Genomic DNA, 16736 nt, shown 5'->3' with positions numbered 1-16736 from the left:
GCCCGTCCAGCCCTCGTGCCCCCCTCTGTGCACCCTGCACCACCATCCCCGCCGGTCAGGCGGCGAAGGAGATGATTCACGTGTCCGCTACGCCCGTGCTGGCGTTGCGCGGAGTCTCCAAGCGGTTCGGCGCCGTTCAGGCGCTCACCGACGTAGACCTGGAGATCCAGCCCGGCGAGGTGGTCGCCCTGGTCGGCGACAACGGCGCCGGAAAGTCCACCCTCGTCAAGACGATCTCGGGAGTTCACCCGATCGACGAGGGCACCATCGAATGGGACGGCAAGCCCGTCCACGTCAACCGTCCGCAGGACGCCCAGAACCTCGGCATCGCCACCGTCTACCAGGACCTCGCGCTCTGCGACAACCTCGACGTGGTCGCCAACCTCTTCCTCGGCAATGAGATCCGCCGCGGCTCCGTCCTCGACGAGATCGCGATGGAGAAGCGCGCCAAGGAACTCCTGGACACCCTGTCCATCCGGATCCCGAGCGTCCGTATCCCGGTCGCCTCGCTCTCCGGCGGTCAGCGCCAGGTCGTCGCCATCGCCCGCGCGCTGGTCGGCGACCCGCAGGTGGTCATCCTCGACGAGCCGACCGCGGCACTGGGCGTCGAGCAGACCGCCCAGGTCCTCGACCTGGTCGAGCGGCTGCGTGAGCGCGGCCACGGCGTCATCCTCATCAGCCACAACATGGAGGACGTGCGTGCCGTGGCGGACAAGGTGGCAGTGCTGCGCCTGGGCCGTAACAACGGCGTCTTCGACGTCAAGACGACCTCCCATGAAGTGATCATTTCCGCCATCACCGGCGCCACGGACAACGCCGTGACCCGCCGCAAGGCGCGTACCGACCAGGCTTCGGCCGTGGCCACGGCAACGAAGGAGGACGCGAAGTGAGCGACCTCGCCAAGACCCCCGAGAAGAAGACCCCCGAGCAGGCCACGGCTCCGGAGCCGGCCGCCGCGGCAGGCCCTGCGGGCCCTGCGATCGACCCCCGCCTCCTGGTCCGCGAAGAGGGTTTCAAGGGCTACCTCACCGAGTTCACCCGGAAGGTGCGTGGCGGCGAGCTCGGTTCGCTGCCCGTCGTGGTGGGCCTGATCGTCATTGCCATCGTCTTCCAGACCCAGAACAGCAGCTTCCTCTCCGCCAGTTCCCTTGCCAACATCGCCGTCTACAGCTCCGGCATGGGCATCATGGCGGTCGGTATCGTCTTCGTCCTCCTGCTCGGCGAGATCGACCTCTCGGTCGGCTCCATCGCGGGCGTCGGCGCAGCGATCTGGGCGGTGCTCCAGGTCTCCAACGGCTGGAACGGCTGGGTCGCCATCGCCGTAGCGCTGGTCGCGGGCCTCGCCCTCGGTCTGCTGAATGGTTTCTTCTTCGCCAAGGTCGGCGTCCCGGCCTTCGTGGTCACCCTGGCCGGCTTCCTCGGCTGGAGCGGCTTCCAGATCTGGCTGATGGGCAAGGAAGGCTCGATCAACACCCCGTCCGGCAGTTTCGTCGAGAACCTGACGAGCTACTACTTCGAGGACAAGTTCGCCGCGTACGGCCTCGCCATCGCTGCGATCGCGCTCTACGGCCTCTCGCAGTTCCTGGACAGCAAGCGCCGCCGGGCAGCAGCTCTGCCCGCCCGCCCGACCAGCGAGATCGCTCTGCGCACCGGCGTCGTCGCGGTGCTCTGCCTGGTCGTCGCGTACGTCCTGAACGAGCCGCAGGGCGCCCGCGGCCTGCCGCTCGCCCTGGTCCTCTTCCTCGCGGTCCTGGTGATCGCAGACTTCGTTGCCCGGCGCACCACATTCGGCCGCCAGGTCTTCGCAGTCGGTGGCAACGCGGAAGCCGCGCGTCGTGCAGGTATCAGCGTCGACCGGATCAGGATCACCGTCTTCGGCTTGTCCGGTCTGCTCGCCGCCTTCGGTGGGCTCTTCCTCGCCAGCCTTTCGGGAGGCGCAACGAAGAGCATCGGTGCGAATAACACCCTGATGCTCGTCATCGCCGCCGCCGTCATCGGCGGTACGAGCCTCTTCGGTGGCCGGGGCAAGGTCTGGTCCGCACTGCTCGGCATGATCGTGATTCAGGCCATTCAGCAAGGCCTGAACATGCTCGGCATGGCGAGCGAGATCCAGTACATGATCACCGGCGCCGTTCTCCTCGCCGCCGTCGTCATCGACTCGGTCTCCCGCCGTACGCAGAAATCCGCAGGTCGCGCCTAACGGCATGCCCTTCGGATCAGTCCTGGGCCCTAACAGTCCATGACCTCGTGCCCGGCACCGACACTCCGGTGCCGGGCACTTGCGTGCGTCGAGTCACCCGTGCGGGTGACGCACATCGCACAGCCCGCCGACCGGCGCCGCGCGCGGAACATTAGACTCGCTGGATCGGCACGAACGTCCAAGCACCTGCATCACCGCATGTGCACGCTCGCCAGTTCAACCGCTAGGAGGCACGGGTGGCCCTGCTGACCCGCATCAAGGGACCGCGCGACCTGGACCGGCTGTCCCCGGAGCAGCTCGACCAGCTGGCCGCGGAGATCCGGACCTTCCTGGTCGACGAGGTGTCCAAGACCGGCGGACACCTCGGCCCGAACCTGGGCGTCGTCGAGCTGACCATCGCGCTGCACCGGGTCTTCGAGTCGCCCAAGGACAAGGTGCTCTGGGACACCGGTCACCAGAGCTACGTCCACAAGCTGCTCACCGGCCGGCAGGACTTCACCCGGCTGAAGATGAAGGGCGGCCTCTCCGGCTACCCGGCCCGTGCCGAGTCCGCGCACGACATCATCGAGAACAGCCACGCCTCCACCGTTCTCGGGTGGGCCGACGGCCTCGCCAAGGCGAACGAGGTGCTCGGCAAGGACGACGCGGTCGTCGCCGTCATCGGTGACGGCGCCCTGACCGGCGGTATGGCCTGGGAGGCGCTGAACAACATCGCCGTCGCCAAGGACCGCCCGCTGGTCATCGTCGTCAACGACAACGAGCGCTCCTACGCGCCCACCATCGGCGGCCTCGCCAACCACCTGGCCACCCTGCGCACCACCGACGGCTACGAGCGCTTCCTGGCCCGCGGCAAGGACATCCTGGAGCGCACCCCGGTCGTCGGCAGGCCGCTCTACGAGACGCTGCACGGCGCGAAGAAGGGCCTCAAGGACTTCATCGCCCCGCAGGGCATGTTCGAGGACCTCGGCATCAAGTACGTCGGCCCGATCGACGGCCACGACATCGAGGCCCTGGAGTCCGCCCTCCAGCGCGCCAAGCGCTTCGGCGGCCCGGTCATCGTGCACTGCCTCACCGAGAAGGGCCGCGGCTACCAGCCCGCCCTCGCGGACGAGGCCGACCGCTTCCACGCCGTCGGCAAGATCCACCCCGACACCGGCCTGCCCATCGCCTCCTCCGGCGTCGACTGGACCTCGGTCTTCGGCGAAGAGATGGTCAAGCTCGGCAAGGAGCGCAAGGACGTCGTCGCGATCACCGCGGCCATGCTCCAGCCGGTCGGCCTGGACAAGTTCGCCAAGGCGTTCCCCGACCGGGTCTACGACGTCGGCATCGCCGAGCAGCACGGTGCCGTCTCGGCGGCGGGTCTCGCGACCGGCGGCCTGCACCCGGTGTTCGCCGTGTATGCGACATTCCTCAATCGTGCCTTCGACCAGGTCCTGATGGATGTCGCCCTCCACAAGTGCGGTGTGACGTTCGTACTTGACCGGGCCGGCGTCACCGGAACCGACGGCGCCTCGCACAACGGCATGTGGGACATGTCGATCCTCCAGTGCGTCCCGACCCTGCGGATCGCCGCCCCGCGCGACGCCGACCAGGTCCGCGCCCAGCTGCGCGAGGCCGTCGAGGTCGAGGACGCCCCGACCGTGGTCCGCTTCTCCAAGGGCGCGGTCGGCCCGGCGGTCAAGGCCGTCGGCAAGGTCGGCGGCATCGACATCCTGCGCAAGCCCGTCACCGACGTGGCCCGCCCCGACGTCCTCCTCGTCTCGATCGGCGCGCTCGCCCCGATGTGCCTGGAGATCGCCGAACTCCTCGACGCCCAGGGCATCTCCTCCACGGTGGTCGACCCGCGCTGGGTCAAGCCGGTCGACGAGGCGATGGCCCCGCTCGCCGAGCAGCACCGGGTTGTCGTCACCGTCGAGGACAACTCCCGGGCCGGCGGCGTCGGTTCGGCCATCGCCCAGGCGCTGCGGGACGCGGACGTCGACGTACCGCTGCGCGACTTCGGCATCCCGCCGGTCTTCCTGGACCACGCCTCCCGCAAGGAGGTCATGGCCGAGATCGGGCTGACCGCGACCGACATCGCCCGCCAGGTCACCGGCCTGGTCGCGAAGATCGACGGCCGGCTGGAGCGCGCGACGGCCGAGGCGGCCCGCGACTGACACCCGTATGACCTGCGCACCCGTATGACCTGCTAAGAGGCCCTGGCCGGGGGATAAAACCTGGTCAGGGCCTTTTCGTATGGCTTCGTCCTATTGGGTGAAACCGATACGCGGCCCCTCGTGGTCCCGGAGGTGTGATCACCATCATTGCGGAGACTCGCTCACTCAAGAGTTGGGCGACGGCCGACAGGCGGAGGTGCGCCGGTGAGCACAGCACAAGATCCCACCAGCAAGAGCAGCAGCAAGAACCAGAACGGAATGTTCCGGACCAAAACGGTTGAGCAGTCGATCAGCGACACCGAAGAGCCGGAACACGCACTGAAGAAATCCCTCTCCGCCCTGGACCTCACGGTCTTCGGCGTCGGTGTCATCATCGGCACCGGAATTTTCGTCCTGACCGGCAAGATCGCCAAGGAGACCGCGGGCCCTTCCGTGGCCCTCGCGTTCATCGTGGCGGGCGTGGTGTGCGGCCTCGCGGCGCTCTGTTACGCCGAGTTCGCCTCCACCGTCCCGGTCGCCGGGTCCGCGTACACCTTCTCGTACGCCTCCCTCGGTGAACTGCCCGCCTGGATCATCGGCTGGGACCTGATCCTCGAACTGGCCCTCGGCTGCGCGGTGGTCGCGGTCGGCTGGTCCGGCTACATGCGCTCACTGCTCGACACCGCCGGGTTCCACCTCCCCGACTTCCTCTCCGGAACCCACGACGGGAAGTTCGGCTTCGACCTGCTGGCCTGCATCCTGGTGCTGGTCATCACCGCGATCCTGGTCGCCGGAATGAAGCTCTCCTCCCGGGTGACCGGCATCATCGTCGGCATCAAGGTGACCGTCGTCCTGCTGGTCATCATCGTCGGCGCCTTCTTCATCACCGGCTCCAACTACAAGCCGTTCATCCCGCCGTCGGAGCCGACCGAGAGCGGCAGCGGCCTCACCGCCCCGCTCATCCAGGTGCTGTTCGGCTTCACCCCGACCGCCTTCGGCGTCATGGGCATCTTCACCGCCGCGGCGGTCGTCTTCTTCGCCTTCATCGGCTTCGACATCGTCGCCACCGCCGCCGAGGAGACCCACAACCCGCAGCGCGACGTCCCGCGCGGAATCCTCGGCTCCCTGATCATCTGCACACTGCTGTACGTCGCCGTCTCGATCGTCGTCACCGGCATGCAGAAATACAGCAGCCTCTCCACCGACGCCCCGCTCGCCGACGCGTTCAAATCGGTCGGCCACCCCTTCTGGGCAGGCGTGATCAGCTTCGGCGCGGCCGTCGGCCTGACCTCGGTCTGCATGATCCTGCTCCTCGGACAGTCCCGGGTCTTCTTCGCGATGAGCCGTGACGGCCTTCTCCCGAAGACGTTCTCGCACGTCCACCCCAAGTTCGGCACCCCGTACCGCTCGACGATCCTGCTCGGGGGGATCGTCGCCGTCGTGGCCGGCTTCACCTCCATCGACGAACTCGCCGAACTGGTCAACATCGGCACCCTCTTCGCCTTCGTGGTGGTCGCCATCGGCGTCGTCATCCTGCGCCGTCAGCGCCCCGACCTGCCCCGGTCCTTCAAGACCCCGCTCGTTCCGCTGGTCCCGGCGCTGTCGGTGCTGGCCTCGCTGTGGCTGATGCTCAACCTGCCGACCGAGACCTGGCTGCGGTTCGGGATCTGGATGGTGCTGGGCGTCGTCGTGTACTTCGTCTACGGCAAGAAGCACAGCAAGCTGGGTCTCGGGGCGGCCGGCCGGGGGAGTGGCGACACCACCCGCCGGGGAGCCGATTCCTGACCGCACTCCCGACCCCCTCCCCGACATAAGTACGACCATCTTTCCGGCCCTGTGGACGCGCCCCGACGGCGATCCGCGGGGCCGGATACTTTGGGGCACATGAACATCACGCAGCCTCCGACGACCCGGACCGGTGGCGTGCCCCGAGGGGCCGCCACCGGCACCGACCGGGCCGCCTACTGGCTGCGCACCCTCCCGCTCCTGGCGCTGCTCGCAGCCGTCACCCGCGTCCCGTCCTTCCTGCACCCCCTCTGGAACCCCGACGAGGGCTTCCTCGCCGTCCAGGCACGTCAACTCGCCGCAGGCGGGGTCCTGTACGACACGGTGGTCGACCGGAAACCGCCGCTCGTCCCATGGCTGTACGAAGCGGTGTTCGCGCTCTTCGGCGACGACTCGCTGCTCCCCCTCAAACTCCTCGCGGTCCTGGCGCTGTTCGCCACCGCGGCCCTGCTGGCCTCCCTGGCCCGCCGGCGCTGGGGCGACCGCTCGGGGACCGTGGCGGGTGTGCTCTTCCTGCTGATCTCGGTCGGGATGCCCCCGGAGGACACCCAGGCGGCATCCTTCGGCCTGTTCATGCTGCCGTGCACGGCTCTGGCGGTGTGGTGCGCGGACCGCGGGGCCTGGACCTGTGCGGGAGTGGCGGTCGCGGCGGCCTTCCTGGTGAAACAGACGGGCGGGGCGGTCCTGGTCCCGGTGCTGTGGCTGATCTGGAGGACGGCGGGCGCGAGCCCCGGGGGCGCGGTGCCCGGGGGAGCGGTGGAGACGGGTGGGGGGCAGGGGTCCGGGGGACTGTCCGGGGCCCGATCGGGAGCGCGGCCCGAGGCGTCGTCCGGGGAACGCCCGGGCTCGCGCCCGTCGGCCCTCCTTCGCACCGGCCTCGGATTCGCCGTTCCAGTGGCGGCGGTCGCCCTGGTGACCGGCCCGTCCGGTTTCCTCTTCTGGGTGGTCACGGGCTCCGGTTCGTACGCGGATCTCACCGGTGCGGGACTGCACGCACTCGGCCGGGGACTCGGCAACACGCTGATCCTCGCGGGTGCCTGCATCGGCCTGCTGATCCCCCTGCTCCGCCGTCCGAAGGCCCCCGGCGCGGATCTGTGGATCTGGCTGGCCGCCTCCGCCGTCGCCGTCATGACCGGCTTCCACTTCTTCGGCCACTACTACCTGCAGCTCATGCCGCCGCTTGCCCTGCTGGCCACCGCAGCCCTCAACGCCCTCCCACACCGTTGGACGACGCTCTCTCTCGCCCTCACCGCGGCCACCTGCGCAGGCTTCCTCGTCTGGGGATTCCTCGCCCCCCGGCCGGAACTCGCGCACGCCGGCCGTCTCGCCGACGCCATCCGCTCCCGCACCGCCCCCACCGAGCGCGTCCTGATCTGGGGCATGCACCCCGAGACGTACTGGCTGGCCGACCGCACGCCGGCGAGCCGCTACCTGACCGCCGGCCTGCTCACCAACTTCAGCGGCGGCCGGGGCGACGGAGCGGCGGTAGGCGAACCGTACGGAGTCGAAGGCAGCTGGGACCACTTCCGTGCCGAGCTCGCCGCGCACCCCCCGGCCCTGATCGTCGACGACTCCCGTGGCAAGCCGTACACCCCGGACCGGTTGCCGACCCTGCGCAAGGTGCTGGAGCGGGACTACGTACCCGCCGGGACGATCGACGGAGCGGTTCTCTACGTACGGTCGGGCACTTCCCGGTCGGGCACTTCCCGGTCGGACGCCGCCCGGTCGCGGCCGGGCCCTGCCGTCAGGCCCGTACGGTACGAGGCCCCACGCACTGCGCCCCGTACTCCTCCACCCGTCGTCGCAGTTCCCGGTCGGCGGTGACGACGATGCAGTCCTCGACCGTGCGCTCCGCGACCACCGCCACGATCCGGTCGTCACCACTGCCGGGCGCGGAGACCACCCGTACCCCCGGCACCGATTTCACGCCGCGGGCCGCGCCCTCCACGACGAGCACCACATCGACCGGCCCGGGCCGGCCGGCGACGCCCTCGGTGGCGTACACGGGCAACCGGTCGCGCAACCGTTCGGCGGCGCCGCGACGGTCCTTCCACCAGCCGTCGGGCACGGAACCGACTACGTTGGCCGCGTCCACGACCACCAGGGTGTGCGTCGGCTCGGTGGGCGCCGGCTCCGCAGGAGTCAGGGATGTCATGAGAACCAGCCTCCCACGTCCCGGATGTCCCACCGGCGGCCTATTCTTTACTCGGACAATCGAACCAGTGAACGAGCTGGTCGGGAATCGGAAGGTGGCTGCCACGTCATGGTGACGGGTACCGCAGGAGTAGCCGCGGCGAAACGGGCCATCGCCCCGTTGGCGGGCAGCAGCTGGCTGCTGCGTGGCAAGGACGGCAGGCTCAGCGCCTACGCCACCACGGAGGGCGGCCTGCTCCGCTGGACCGAGGCCCGCCCCGGCGGCCCCGGCTGGCAGGGCCCGGAATTCTTCGAGGCGAAGTCGGTCGAGGGACTGGCGGTCGCCCAGGGCCCCGACGGCTTCGTCCACGTCGTCGGCCGCGGCAAGGACAAGGCCGGTCTCCCGGACTACACGCACGCCACCCAGTACCAGTCCGGCCGCCCCTTCGGCTCCTGGCACTCCCTGGGCGGCTACCGCTACCCCGACCCCGCCCAGACGGCGAAGCTCGGCAATCCGGCGGTGGCGGTCGGCGCCGAGGGCGCGGTCCACGTCTTCATGCGCAACGCCTTCGGCGGCGTCCTCATGCGCTGCCAGGCGGCGAGCGGCAAGTGGGGCGGCTGGCAGGACCTGATCGGCTCCCGTGCCGAGGACGAACTGGTCGCCACGGCCACCGAGTCCGGCCTGATCGAGCTCCTCGGCGTCAAGAAGGACAAGACCGTCCTGCGCTGGGCCCAGGAGAAGCCGGGCGCGAAGTTCCCGCCCGTCGCCGTCATCCCCTTCACGGTCACCGCCGGCACGGTCACCGCCCTGGAGACCTCCCCGGACGCCTTCACCTACTACGGGCTCGTCCCGACCGCGGACACCTCCTCGGCCCCCTCCGCGGAACTCACCGCCTTCCGCCCCGAGCCCCCCGCCGCCATGGACTCCACGCCCCTGGGCGGCACCCCCGCCACCGAACCCCCCACCCGCCCGGCAGCCCTGCGCACCCCCGTCGACGGGCACGACTGCACCGTCCTCGCCCACCGCACCGCCACCGGCCGCCCCGCTCTCGCCGCCTGTCCCACCCGCACCGAGGACGAGGGCCTCTGGTGGACAGAGACCGGCCCGGAGTGCGTGGGCTCCCCGGCACTGGCGCTGGACGCGGCGGGGCGGGTGGTCATAGCGGCGATCGCCACGGACGGCACCCTGCGCCTCGCACGCCAGCGCATGGACGAAGCGGGCCTGTCCCTGGCCGCCTGGGAGACCCTCTGACCTCTCGCCCGGCACAGCCGGGTACGGCACAGCGCCCGGCGTAAGCCGTGTGGACAAGCGCCACGCGGGAGCCGGGTATCGCAAAGGGCCGCGTGAAAGGGACAACTCCCTTTCACGCGGCCCTGGTTGCTTCGGTCGAGCAGGTTGCGGCAGGTTACGCCGGGACGCTCGCCACACCGGCCGCCAGGAACTTCTTCCCGGTGACCCGCTCCGAGTACCCCTCCCGGTCCAGGTACGGCGTGATGCCGCCCAGGTGGAAGGGCCAGCCCGCGCCCGTGATCAGGCACAGGTCGATGTCCTGGGCCTCGGCGACGACACCCTCGTCGAGCATCAGGCCGATCTCCTGGGCGACCGCGCTCATGACGCGGTCACGGACCTGGTCCTCGGTGAGGACGGAGTCGCCCTGCTGGAGCAGAGCCGCGACCTCGGGGTCGAGGACCGGTGCGCCCGAGTCGTAGACGTAGAAGCCGCGCTTGCCGGCCTTGACCACGGCGGCCAGGTTCGGGGAGACCGTGAAGCGCTCGGGGAAGGCGCGGTTCAGGGTCTCCGAGACGTGCAGGCCGATGGCCGGGCCGACCAGCTCCAGCAGCACCAGGGGCGACATCGGCAGGCCGAGGGGCTCGACCGCCTTCTCGGCGACGGCGACCGGGGTGCCCTCGTCGATGACGTTCTGGATCTCACCCATGAAGCGGGTGAGGATGCGGTTGACGACGAAGGCGGGGGCGTCCTTGACCAGGACGGCCGTCTTCTTCAGCTTGCGGGCGACGCCGAAGGCGGTGGCCAGCGAGGCGTCGTCGGTCTTCTCGCCCCGGACGATCTCCAGCAGCGGAAGGATCGCGACCGGGTTGAAGAAGTGGAAGCCCACGACCCGCTCGGGGTTCTTCAGCTTCGAGGCCATCTCGGAGATGGAGAGCGAGGAGGTGTTCGTGGCGAGGATCGCGTGCGCCGGGGCGACGGCCTCGACCTCGGCGAAGACGGTCTGCTTGACCGACATCTCCTCGAAGACGGCTTCGATGATGAAGTCGGCGTCGGAGAAGCCCTCGGCCTTGTCCAGCACACCGGAGACCAGGGCCTTGAGGCGGTTGGCCTTGTCCTGGTTGATGCGGCCCTTGCCGCGCAGCTTCTCGATCTCCATGTGGACGTAGCCCACACCCTTGTCGACCCGCTCCTGGTCGATGTCCGTGAGGACGACCGGGACTTCGAGACGGCGCAGGAAGAGGAGGGCGAGCTGGGAGGCCATCAGGCCCGCGCCGACGACGCCGACCTTGGTGACCGGGCGCGCCAGGTTCTTGTCCGGGGCACCGGCCGGGCGCTTGGCGCGCTTCTGGACCAGGTTGAAGGCGTAGATGCCGGAGCGCAGCTCGCCGCCCATGATCAGGTCGGCGAGGGCCTGGTCCTCGGCGTCGAAACCGGCGGACAGGTCGCCGGACTTGGCGGCGGCGATGATGTCCAGCGCGCGGTAGGCGGCGGGGGCCGCACCGTGCACCTTGGAGTCGGCGATGAAGCGGCCGCGGGCGACCGCCGCGTCCCAGCCCTCGCCGCGGTCGAGCTCCGGGCGTACGACCTCCAGCTCACCGCGCAGGACCGCGGAGGTCCAGATCAGCGACTGCTCCAGGAAGTCGGCGCCCTCGAAGATCGCGTCGGCGATGCCGAGCTCGAAGACCTGCTTGCCCTTGAGCTGGCGGTTCTGGTTGAGCGAGTTCTCGATGATGACCGAGACGGCCTTGTCGGCGCCGATCAGGTTCGGGAGCAGCACACAGCCGCCCCAGCCGGGGACCAGCCCGAGGAAGACCTCGGGGAGGGAGAAGGCGGGGAGCGACGAGGAGACCGTGCGGTAGTTGCAGTGCAGGCCGACCTCGACGCCGCCGCCCATCGCCGCGCCGTTGTAGTAGGCGAAGGTGGGGACCGCGAGGCCCGACAGGCGGCGGAAGACGTCGTGGCCGCCCTTGCCGATGGCGAGCGCGTCCTCGTGGCGCTTGAGGAGCTCCACGCCCTTGAGGTCGGCGCCGACGGCGAAGATGAACGGCTTGCCGGTGATGCCGATGCCGACGATGGAGCCCTCGGAGGCCTCCTTCTCGACCTGGTCGACGGCGGCGTTCAGGTTCGCCAGGGACTGCGGGCCGAAGGTGGTCGGCTTGGTGTGGTCCAGGCCGTTGTCGAGGGTGATCAGCGCGAAGTTGCCCGCGCCGCCCGGGAGGGCGAGGTGGCGTACGTGCGCCTGGGTGACGACCTCGTCCGGGAACAGCTCGGCTGCGCCCTTCAGGAGCTCAGTGGTGGTGGTGCTCACTTGTCGTCGCCTCCGTTGAAGTGCGGGTTCTCCCAGATGACCGTTCCACCCATGCCGAAGCCGACGCACATGCTCGTCAGGCCGTAGCGGACGTGCGGCTGCTCCTCGAACTGGCGGGCCAGCTGGGTCATCAGACGTACGCCGGAGGACGCGAGGGGGTGACCGAAGGCGATGGCGCCGCCGTACTGGTTCACCCGCGGGTCGTTCTCGGGGATGCCGAAGTGGTCGAGCATGGCCAGCACCTGGACGGCGAAGGCCTCGTTGATCTCGAACAGGCCGATGTCGTCGATGGTCAGCCCCGCCTTGGCGAGGGCCTTCTCCGTCGCCGGGACCGGGCCGATGCCCATGACCTCGGGCTCGACGCCCGCCCAGCCGTAGGAAACCAGACGCATCTTGACCGGCAGGCCCAGCTCGCGCGCGACGTCCTCGGCGGCGATCAGGGAGGCGGTGGCGCCGTCGTTGAGACCTGCGGCGTTACCGGCCGTGACGCGGCCGTGCGGGCGGAACGGCGTCTTCAGGCCGGCCAGCGACTCCAGGGTCGTACCCGGGCGCATCGGCTCGTCGACGGTGGCCAGGCCCCAGCCCGTCTCACCGGCCTCGGCGTTGGTGCGGCGTACCGACACGGGTACCAGGTCGGCCTGGATCTTGCCGTCGGCGTACGCCTTGGCAGCCTTCTCCTGCGAGCGCACGGCGTACTCGTCCGTGCGCTGCTTGGAGATGCCCGGGTAGCGGTCGTGCAGGTTCTCGGCGGTCATGCCCATGAACAGGGCGGACTCGTCGACCAGCTTGTCGGAGACGAAGCGCGGGTTGGGGTCCACGCCCTCGCCCATGGGGTGGCGGCCCATGTGCTCGACGCCGCCCGCGAGAGCGATGTCGTACGCACCGAAGGCCACGCCGCCCGCCACGGACGTCACGGCGGTCATCGCGCCGGCGCACATGCGGTCGATCGAGAAGCCGGGGACGGTGGTCGGCAGACCGGCCAGGATGCCGGCGGTACGGCCGAGGGTCAGGCCCTGGTCGCCGATCTGGGTGGTCGCGGCGATCGCGACCTCGTCGATACGGGCCGGGTCGAGGTCCGGGTTGCGGCGCAGCAGCTCCCGGATCGCCTTCACGACGAGATCGTCGGCCCGGGTCTCGTGGTAAATGCCCTTCGGGCCCGCCTTGCCGAACGGGGTGCGGACGCCGTCGACGAAGACGACGTCCCTGACGGTACGAGGCACGATGGCTCTCCTCCAGGGTGCGGGGTGGCGCGGGTGCGCTGCTGCCGTTGCGCGGATACGCCGAGGTGGGCGCACCGCACGTCCCCATGCTACTTACGAGTAACCAGGCTGCCCACCCTTCTCGGCCGGAGCGGCGAAGGTCACATTCGGGAATCGGCCCGAAGGTGGCCGCCGCGACGCCGATCCATGGTCCACCGACTCGGCCGGCGGCGTGGTTCGGTCGCCGGATTCGGGCGTGGCGGTGAGTTCGCCAGGGGGGTACCTGGCGGCCACCGGGAGGAGGGGCGTTGTTTGCGGGTTGTGACGAATGCGGGCCGGGCGGCGCGGGCGCGCGGGCCGGTGCTTCGGGGGTGGGTGGCGGAAAGTGTGCGCCGTGGGAGAGGTGGCGGGCGGTTCGGTGGCCCGCGGGGGGAGGTGTGACCAGCGGATCCTTCGGGTCGAACTGCCGTTCCCGGTGAGGGATTCGGAGGCGTTCCGGTTCCCTTTTCCAGCTGGAAAATTGGTCTGGACCATACCGATCGGTAGGCCTTAGAGTCGGCTCAAGATCACGTGCCCTCGGGTCGTGAACCCCCTCACGTCCTCTTTCCTGCGTGCCTGCTGATGGGAAATGATCTTGATCGAATTAGTCGTGGTTCTGAGGGCCGAGGACGCCGCCCTCGACTTCCTGTCCGTCCTCTCCGGGGCGGGAGCCGGCCCGGAAGGTGACGCAGCGGGCGGCGAGGTGCGTGTGCTGTGCTGCGATACGGAGCGCTGGCTCACCCTGCCGCCCGGCGGCACCCTCGCCGAGCGGCTCGCCCCACTCGCTCCAGAGGTACGTCAAGCGGATGCCCCGGCCGTCTCGCCGGGCCCCGGGAAGCTGGCGGAACTGCTGACCGGAGCCGTGGCCGGCCGCAGCGCCCGGGTGTGGACCCACTCACCCGCCGACAACCGCCGCGAGCGCGGACGCCTCGGCCGGGACGTCGCCGCCGCGGACCACGGCCTGCCCGTCCGGCACGCCGTCGGGTACTCCCCGTACCTCCAGTTCGTCAGTGACGAGGAGCGCCCGCTGGACCGGGCCGGGGTCACCGCGAAGCTCGACTTCGTCAACCGGTACTGCGGCCCGCTGCTGAGCACCGAAGCGTCCGAGTCGGTGATCTACACCGCCCGGGTCCCGGCCACCGAACGCTTCTTCACCATTGAGGGGCCCCGCGAGCGGGAGGGGCTGTTCGCACTGCTCGCGAGCCTCGGCGAGGAGGCCGCCACGGTGGCCGACCCGTGGGAGTTCGAGAGCTCCGTCTACGAGCGGACGCGGCTGGACGCCACCACCGCCTGGATCGCCGGGCACCGGCTGCCCGGGGAGGGGCCGCTGGTCGAGGTGGGGGCCTGTGAGGGAGCGCTCACCGTGCGGCTCGCCGCCAAGGGATACCGGGTGGCGGCGACCGAGCCCAACCCGCTCTTCCGGGACCGGCTCGCCGCGCGGGTCGCCACCGGTGCCGATTCGGTGCGCGTACACCCGGACGACCTGGAGGGGCTCGCGGCCTCGCCCCGGCTGCCGGGAGCGGCGTACCTCCTGATCGAGATGCTCTACTACGGGCAGCGCCTCGACCTCCTCGACACCTTGCCCACCGATCTCGTGCTGCTCGCCCTGGAGCCCGCCGCGCTGGCGGAACGGGTCCGGCCCTGGCTGGCCGGCGCCTCCGGCTGGGAGCAGGTCGACGAGACCGTGCTGGTCGCCCCCACGCTGGAGACGGTGTGCGGCGGCCGGGCCTACCTCAGCAAGCGCGGCAGTACGGGAATCGCCCTGCGCCGCACGGGCGACAGGGACTGACGGCTCCGTCCGGCACCCGCCACACCACGTGCCCGCCGTGCTTCCCGGTGTCGTGAAGCGGGGCGGTGGTGTGCGCCCGCACATAGGACGCGGGCGGCGTACGGGTGACGCGTGGGCGCTCAGGTACGGGTGACGCGTGGGCGCCCACGTACGGGTGACGGGTACGCGGGAAGCCCCCCGGCGGGGCGCGGACTGCGGGTCCCGTGCTCCGGCGCGCCCCCTCCTCACCCTTTCTTCTCTCCTCCCTCCGCCACGCCCCCTCCATGCCGGGGCGCGGCCCGCCATGTCGCCGGGCCGCCCCGGGTGCCCCGGGCGCCCGGGTTCCGGCTGCTCGCCGACCGACCTCCCCCCCCTTCCGGAAGGTGTTCCCGACATGAGTTCTCTCGTATCTCTGGTGAACGGGTGCCTGATGCCCGCCTATGACGGGCGGACCCCGCCCGACTGGATCAAACGCGCCCTCGATCACGGACTCGCAGGAGTGGGCCTCTTCGGCACCAATCTGCTGCCGCCGGGCGGCCCTCTCCGGCACGACATCGTCGATCCGCTGCGTGCGGTGCGGCCCGATGCGCTGATCGCCCTCGACGAAGAGGGCGGCGACGTCACCCGGCTCGACTACCACCGGGGCAGCGTCCACCCGGGCAACCACGCCCTCGGCGCGGTGGACGACACCGCGCTGACCAGGGAGGTCGCCGAGGCCATCGCCGACGACCTGGTGGAAACCGGCATCAACCTCTGCCTGGCCCCCTGCGCGGACGTCAACTCCCGTCCGGCCAACCCGATCATCGGCGTACGTTCCTTCGGTGCCACCCCCGACCTGGTCGCCCGGCACACCCGGGCCTTCGTGTCCGGCCTTCAGGGGCGCGGGGTGGCCGCCACCCTCAAGCACTTCCCCGGGCACGGCGACACCGGCGCGGACTCGCACGACTGGCTGCCGGACATCCCGCGCTCGCTCGACGCGCTGCGCACCCTCGAACTTCCGCCGTTCACGGCGGGCGGCGCGGCGGGGGCCAGGGCCGTGATGACCGGCCACATCAGACTGCCGCAGGTCGACGACCTGCCCGCCACCCTCAGCCGCCGCATCGTGACCGGGCTGCTGCGCGAGGAACTCGGCTACGACGGCGTCGTCATCAGCGACGCACTGGAGATGGCGCCGATCCGCGACCGCTGGGGCTTCGGCGGAGCCGCCGTGCTCGCCTGGTCGGCGGGCGTCGACCTGGTACTGCTCGGCGCGACGGACGGCGAGAAGCTGCTTCCCGAAGTGTACGAGGCGGTGGAACGCGCCCTGCGTGAGGGGGAGTTGACGGTCGACCGGCTGGAGGAGGCCGCAGCTCGGGTCGCGGCCCTGCGCGCTTGGGCGGACCCCACGGCGCTCGCAGGGCAAGGGGCGGGCCGGGCGGCGAGGGCGTCCGGGGATGCAGATGCCGGTACCGGTATCGGTCTTGTCGCCGCGCGGCGGGCCCTGACCGGGGTGGCGCTGCCCGCGCTGCCCCTGGCCGGCCCGGTGCACGTCCTGCGGCTCGGCGCGGGCACCAACATGGCGGTGGGGGAGGCCCCTTGGGGTCTCGCCCCGTGCCTGGAGCGGCTCGGGCGGCTCGCCTCCGCGGTGGAGGTGGATCCGGGAACCGACCCCTTCGCCATCCCGCTGCCCGGCGACGGCGAGGGGCCCCTGGTGGCGGTCGTACGGGATGCCGTGCGCGATCCGTGGCAGCAGGAGGTGCTGGCGGCCCTGCGCGCCCGGCGGCCCGGCCTGCTCACGGTCGAGATGGGACTGACGCCCGTGCCGCCCCCACAGGCCCCGACCCTGCTGACCCGAGGTGCCGGACTCGCCAACGCCATGGCGGCGGCCGAGCACCTCACCGGCCGGCGCTGGACGGGCTCGCTCCGCGCCTGAGGGGGCCGGAACCACACCTCCGTACC

At 70.7% G+C, this 16736-nt stretch carries 11 protein-coding genes; 8 read left to right on the top strand and 3 right to left on the bottom strand.

Features of this window, described 5'->3' with window-relative positions:
• Positions 1-71: 71 nt before the first annotated feature.
• The 5 genes from ACIA73_RS23940 to ACIA73_RS23920 all read left to right on the top strand — a co-directional run bounded on the left by ACIA73_RS23940 (position 72) and on the right by ACIA73_RS23920 (position 7944).
• Positions 72-890, top strand: a complete 819-nt coding sequence (locus tag ACIA73_RS23940; RefSeq protein ID WP_399440703.1) for an ATP-binding cassette domain-containing protein — start codon at positions 72-74, stop codon at positions 888-890.
• Complete coding sequence (locus ACIA73_RS23935; RefSeq protein WP_399440702.1) at positions 887-2200, top strand: sugar ABC transporter permease; 1314 nt, start codon at positions 887-889, stop codon at positions 2198-2200. The genes ACIA73_RS23940 and ACIA73_RS23935 overlap by 4 nt, the downstream gene beginning before the upstream one ends.
• Positions 2201-2436: 236 nt before the next feature.
• Positions 2437-4356, top strand: coding sequence for a 1-deoxy-D-xylulose-5-phosphate synthase (gene dxs, locus ACIA73_RS23930; protein WP_399440701.1), 1920 nt, complete (start codon positions 2437-2439; stop codon positions 4354-4356).
• A gap of 258 nt (positions 4357-4614) precedes the next feature.
• Positions 4615-6120 (top strand): amino acid permease, encoded by a 1506-nt coding sequence (locus ACIA73_RS23925; protein ID WP_399440849.1) that lies wholly within the window; start codon positions 4615-4617, stop codon positions 6118-6120.
• Positions 6121-6219: 99 nt separating this feature from the next.
• A complete protein-coding gene (locus tag ACIA73_RS23920; RefSeq protein WP_399440700.1) occupies positions 6220-7944 on the top strand; it encodes an ArnT family glycosyltransferase in 1725 nt (574 codons plus the stop codon).
• Here the strand turns inward: ACIA73_RS23920 and ACIA73_RS23915 are convergent.
• Positions 7865-8275, bottom strand: a complete 411-nt coding sequence (locus ACIA73_RS23915) for an NTP pyrophosphohydrolase (protein WP_399440699.1) — start codon at positions 8273-8275, stop codon at positions 7865-7867. The genes ACIA73_RS23920 and ACIA73_RS23915 overlap by 80 nt on opposite strands.
• Positions 8276-8383: 108 nt before the next feature.
• Between ACIA73_RS23915 and ACIA73_RS23910 the strand changes: the two genes are divergently transcribed.
• Entirely contained in the window at positions 8384-9505 is a 1122-nt protein-coding gene (locus ACIA73_RS23910) for a hypothetical protein (RefSeq protein WP_399440698.1), read from the top strand.
• 154 nt (positions 9506-9659) lie between these two features.
• On the opposite strand, the gene ACIA73_RS23905 is transcribed toward ACIA73_RS23910, so the two are convergent.
• A complete protein-coding gene (locus tag ACIA73_RS23905) occupies positions 9660-11792 on the bottom strand; it encodes a 3-hydroxyacyl-CoA dehydrogenase NAD-binding domain-containing protein (RefSeq protein WP_399440697.1) in 2133 nt (710 codons plus the stop codon).
• The gene (locus ACIA73_RS23900) at positions 11789-13012 is read right to left on the bottom strand and encodes a thiolase family protein (RefSeq protein ID WP_399440696.1); all 1224 of its coding nucleotides are present in this window, start codon (positions 13010-13012) and stop codon (positions 11789-11791) included. The genes ACIA73_RS23905 and ACIA73_RS23900 overlap by 4 nt, the downstream gene beginning before the upstream one ends.
• Before the next feature lie 613 nt (positions 13013-13625).
• On the opposite strand from ACIA73_RS23900, the gene ACIA73_RS23895 reads away from it, so the two are divergent.
• The gene (locus ACIA73_RS23895) at positions 13626-14819 is read left to right on the top strand and encodes a hypothetical protein (RefSeq protein WP_399440695.1); all 1194 of its coding nucleotides are present in this window, start codon (positions 13626-13628) and stop codon (positions 14817-14819) included.
• A gap of 373 nt (positions 14820-15192) precedes the next feature.
• Entirely contained in the window at positions 15193-16710 is a 1518-nt protein-coding gene (locus ACIA73_RS23890) for a glycoside hydrolase family 3 protein (protein ID WP_399440694.1), read from the top strand.
• Positions 16711-16736 lie beyond the last annotated feature (26 nt).

Source organism: Streptomyces sp. NPDC051561, assembly GCF_044454195.1.
Lineage (GTDB): Bacteria > Actinomycetota > Actinomycetes > Streptomycetales > Streptomycetaceae > Streptomyces.
This window is presented reverse-complemented; position numbering and strand designations above follow the sequence as displayed.

Bases quoted from the DNA above. Each gene is read 5' to 3' on its own strand.
- ACIA73_RS23890 (WP_399440694.1), top strand. From the start codon at position 15,193: ATGAGTTCTCTCGTATCTCTGGTGAACGGGTGCCTGATGCCCGCCTAT.
- ACIA73_RS23910 (WP_399440698.1), top strand. From the start codon at position 8,384: ATGGTGACGGGTACCGCAGGAGTAGCCGCGGCGAAACGGGCCATCGCC.
- ACIA73_RS23920 (WP_399440700.1), top strand. From the start codon at position 6,220: ATGAACATCACGCAGCCTCCGACGACCCGGACCGGTGGCGTGCCCCGA.
- ACIA73_RS23915 (WP_399440699.1), bottom strand. From the start codon at position 8,275: ATGACATCCCTGACTCCTGCGGAGCCGGCGCCCACCGAGCCGACGCAC.
- ACIA73_RS23940 (WP_399440703.1), top strand. From the start codon at position 72: ATGATTCACGTGTCCGCTACGCCCGTGCTGGCGTTGCGCGGAGTCTCC.
- ACIA73_RS23925 (WP_399440849.1), top strand. From the start codon at position 4,615: ATGTTCCGGACCAAAACGGTTGAGCAGTCGATCAGCGACACCGAAGAG.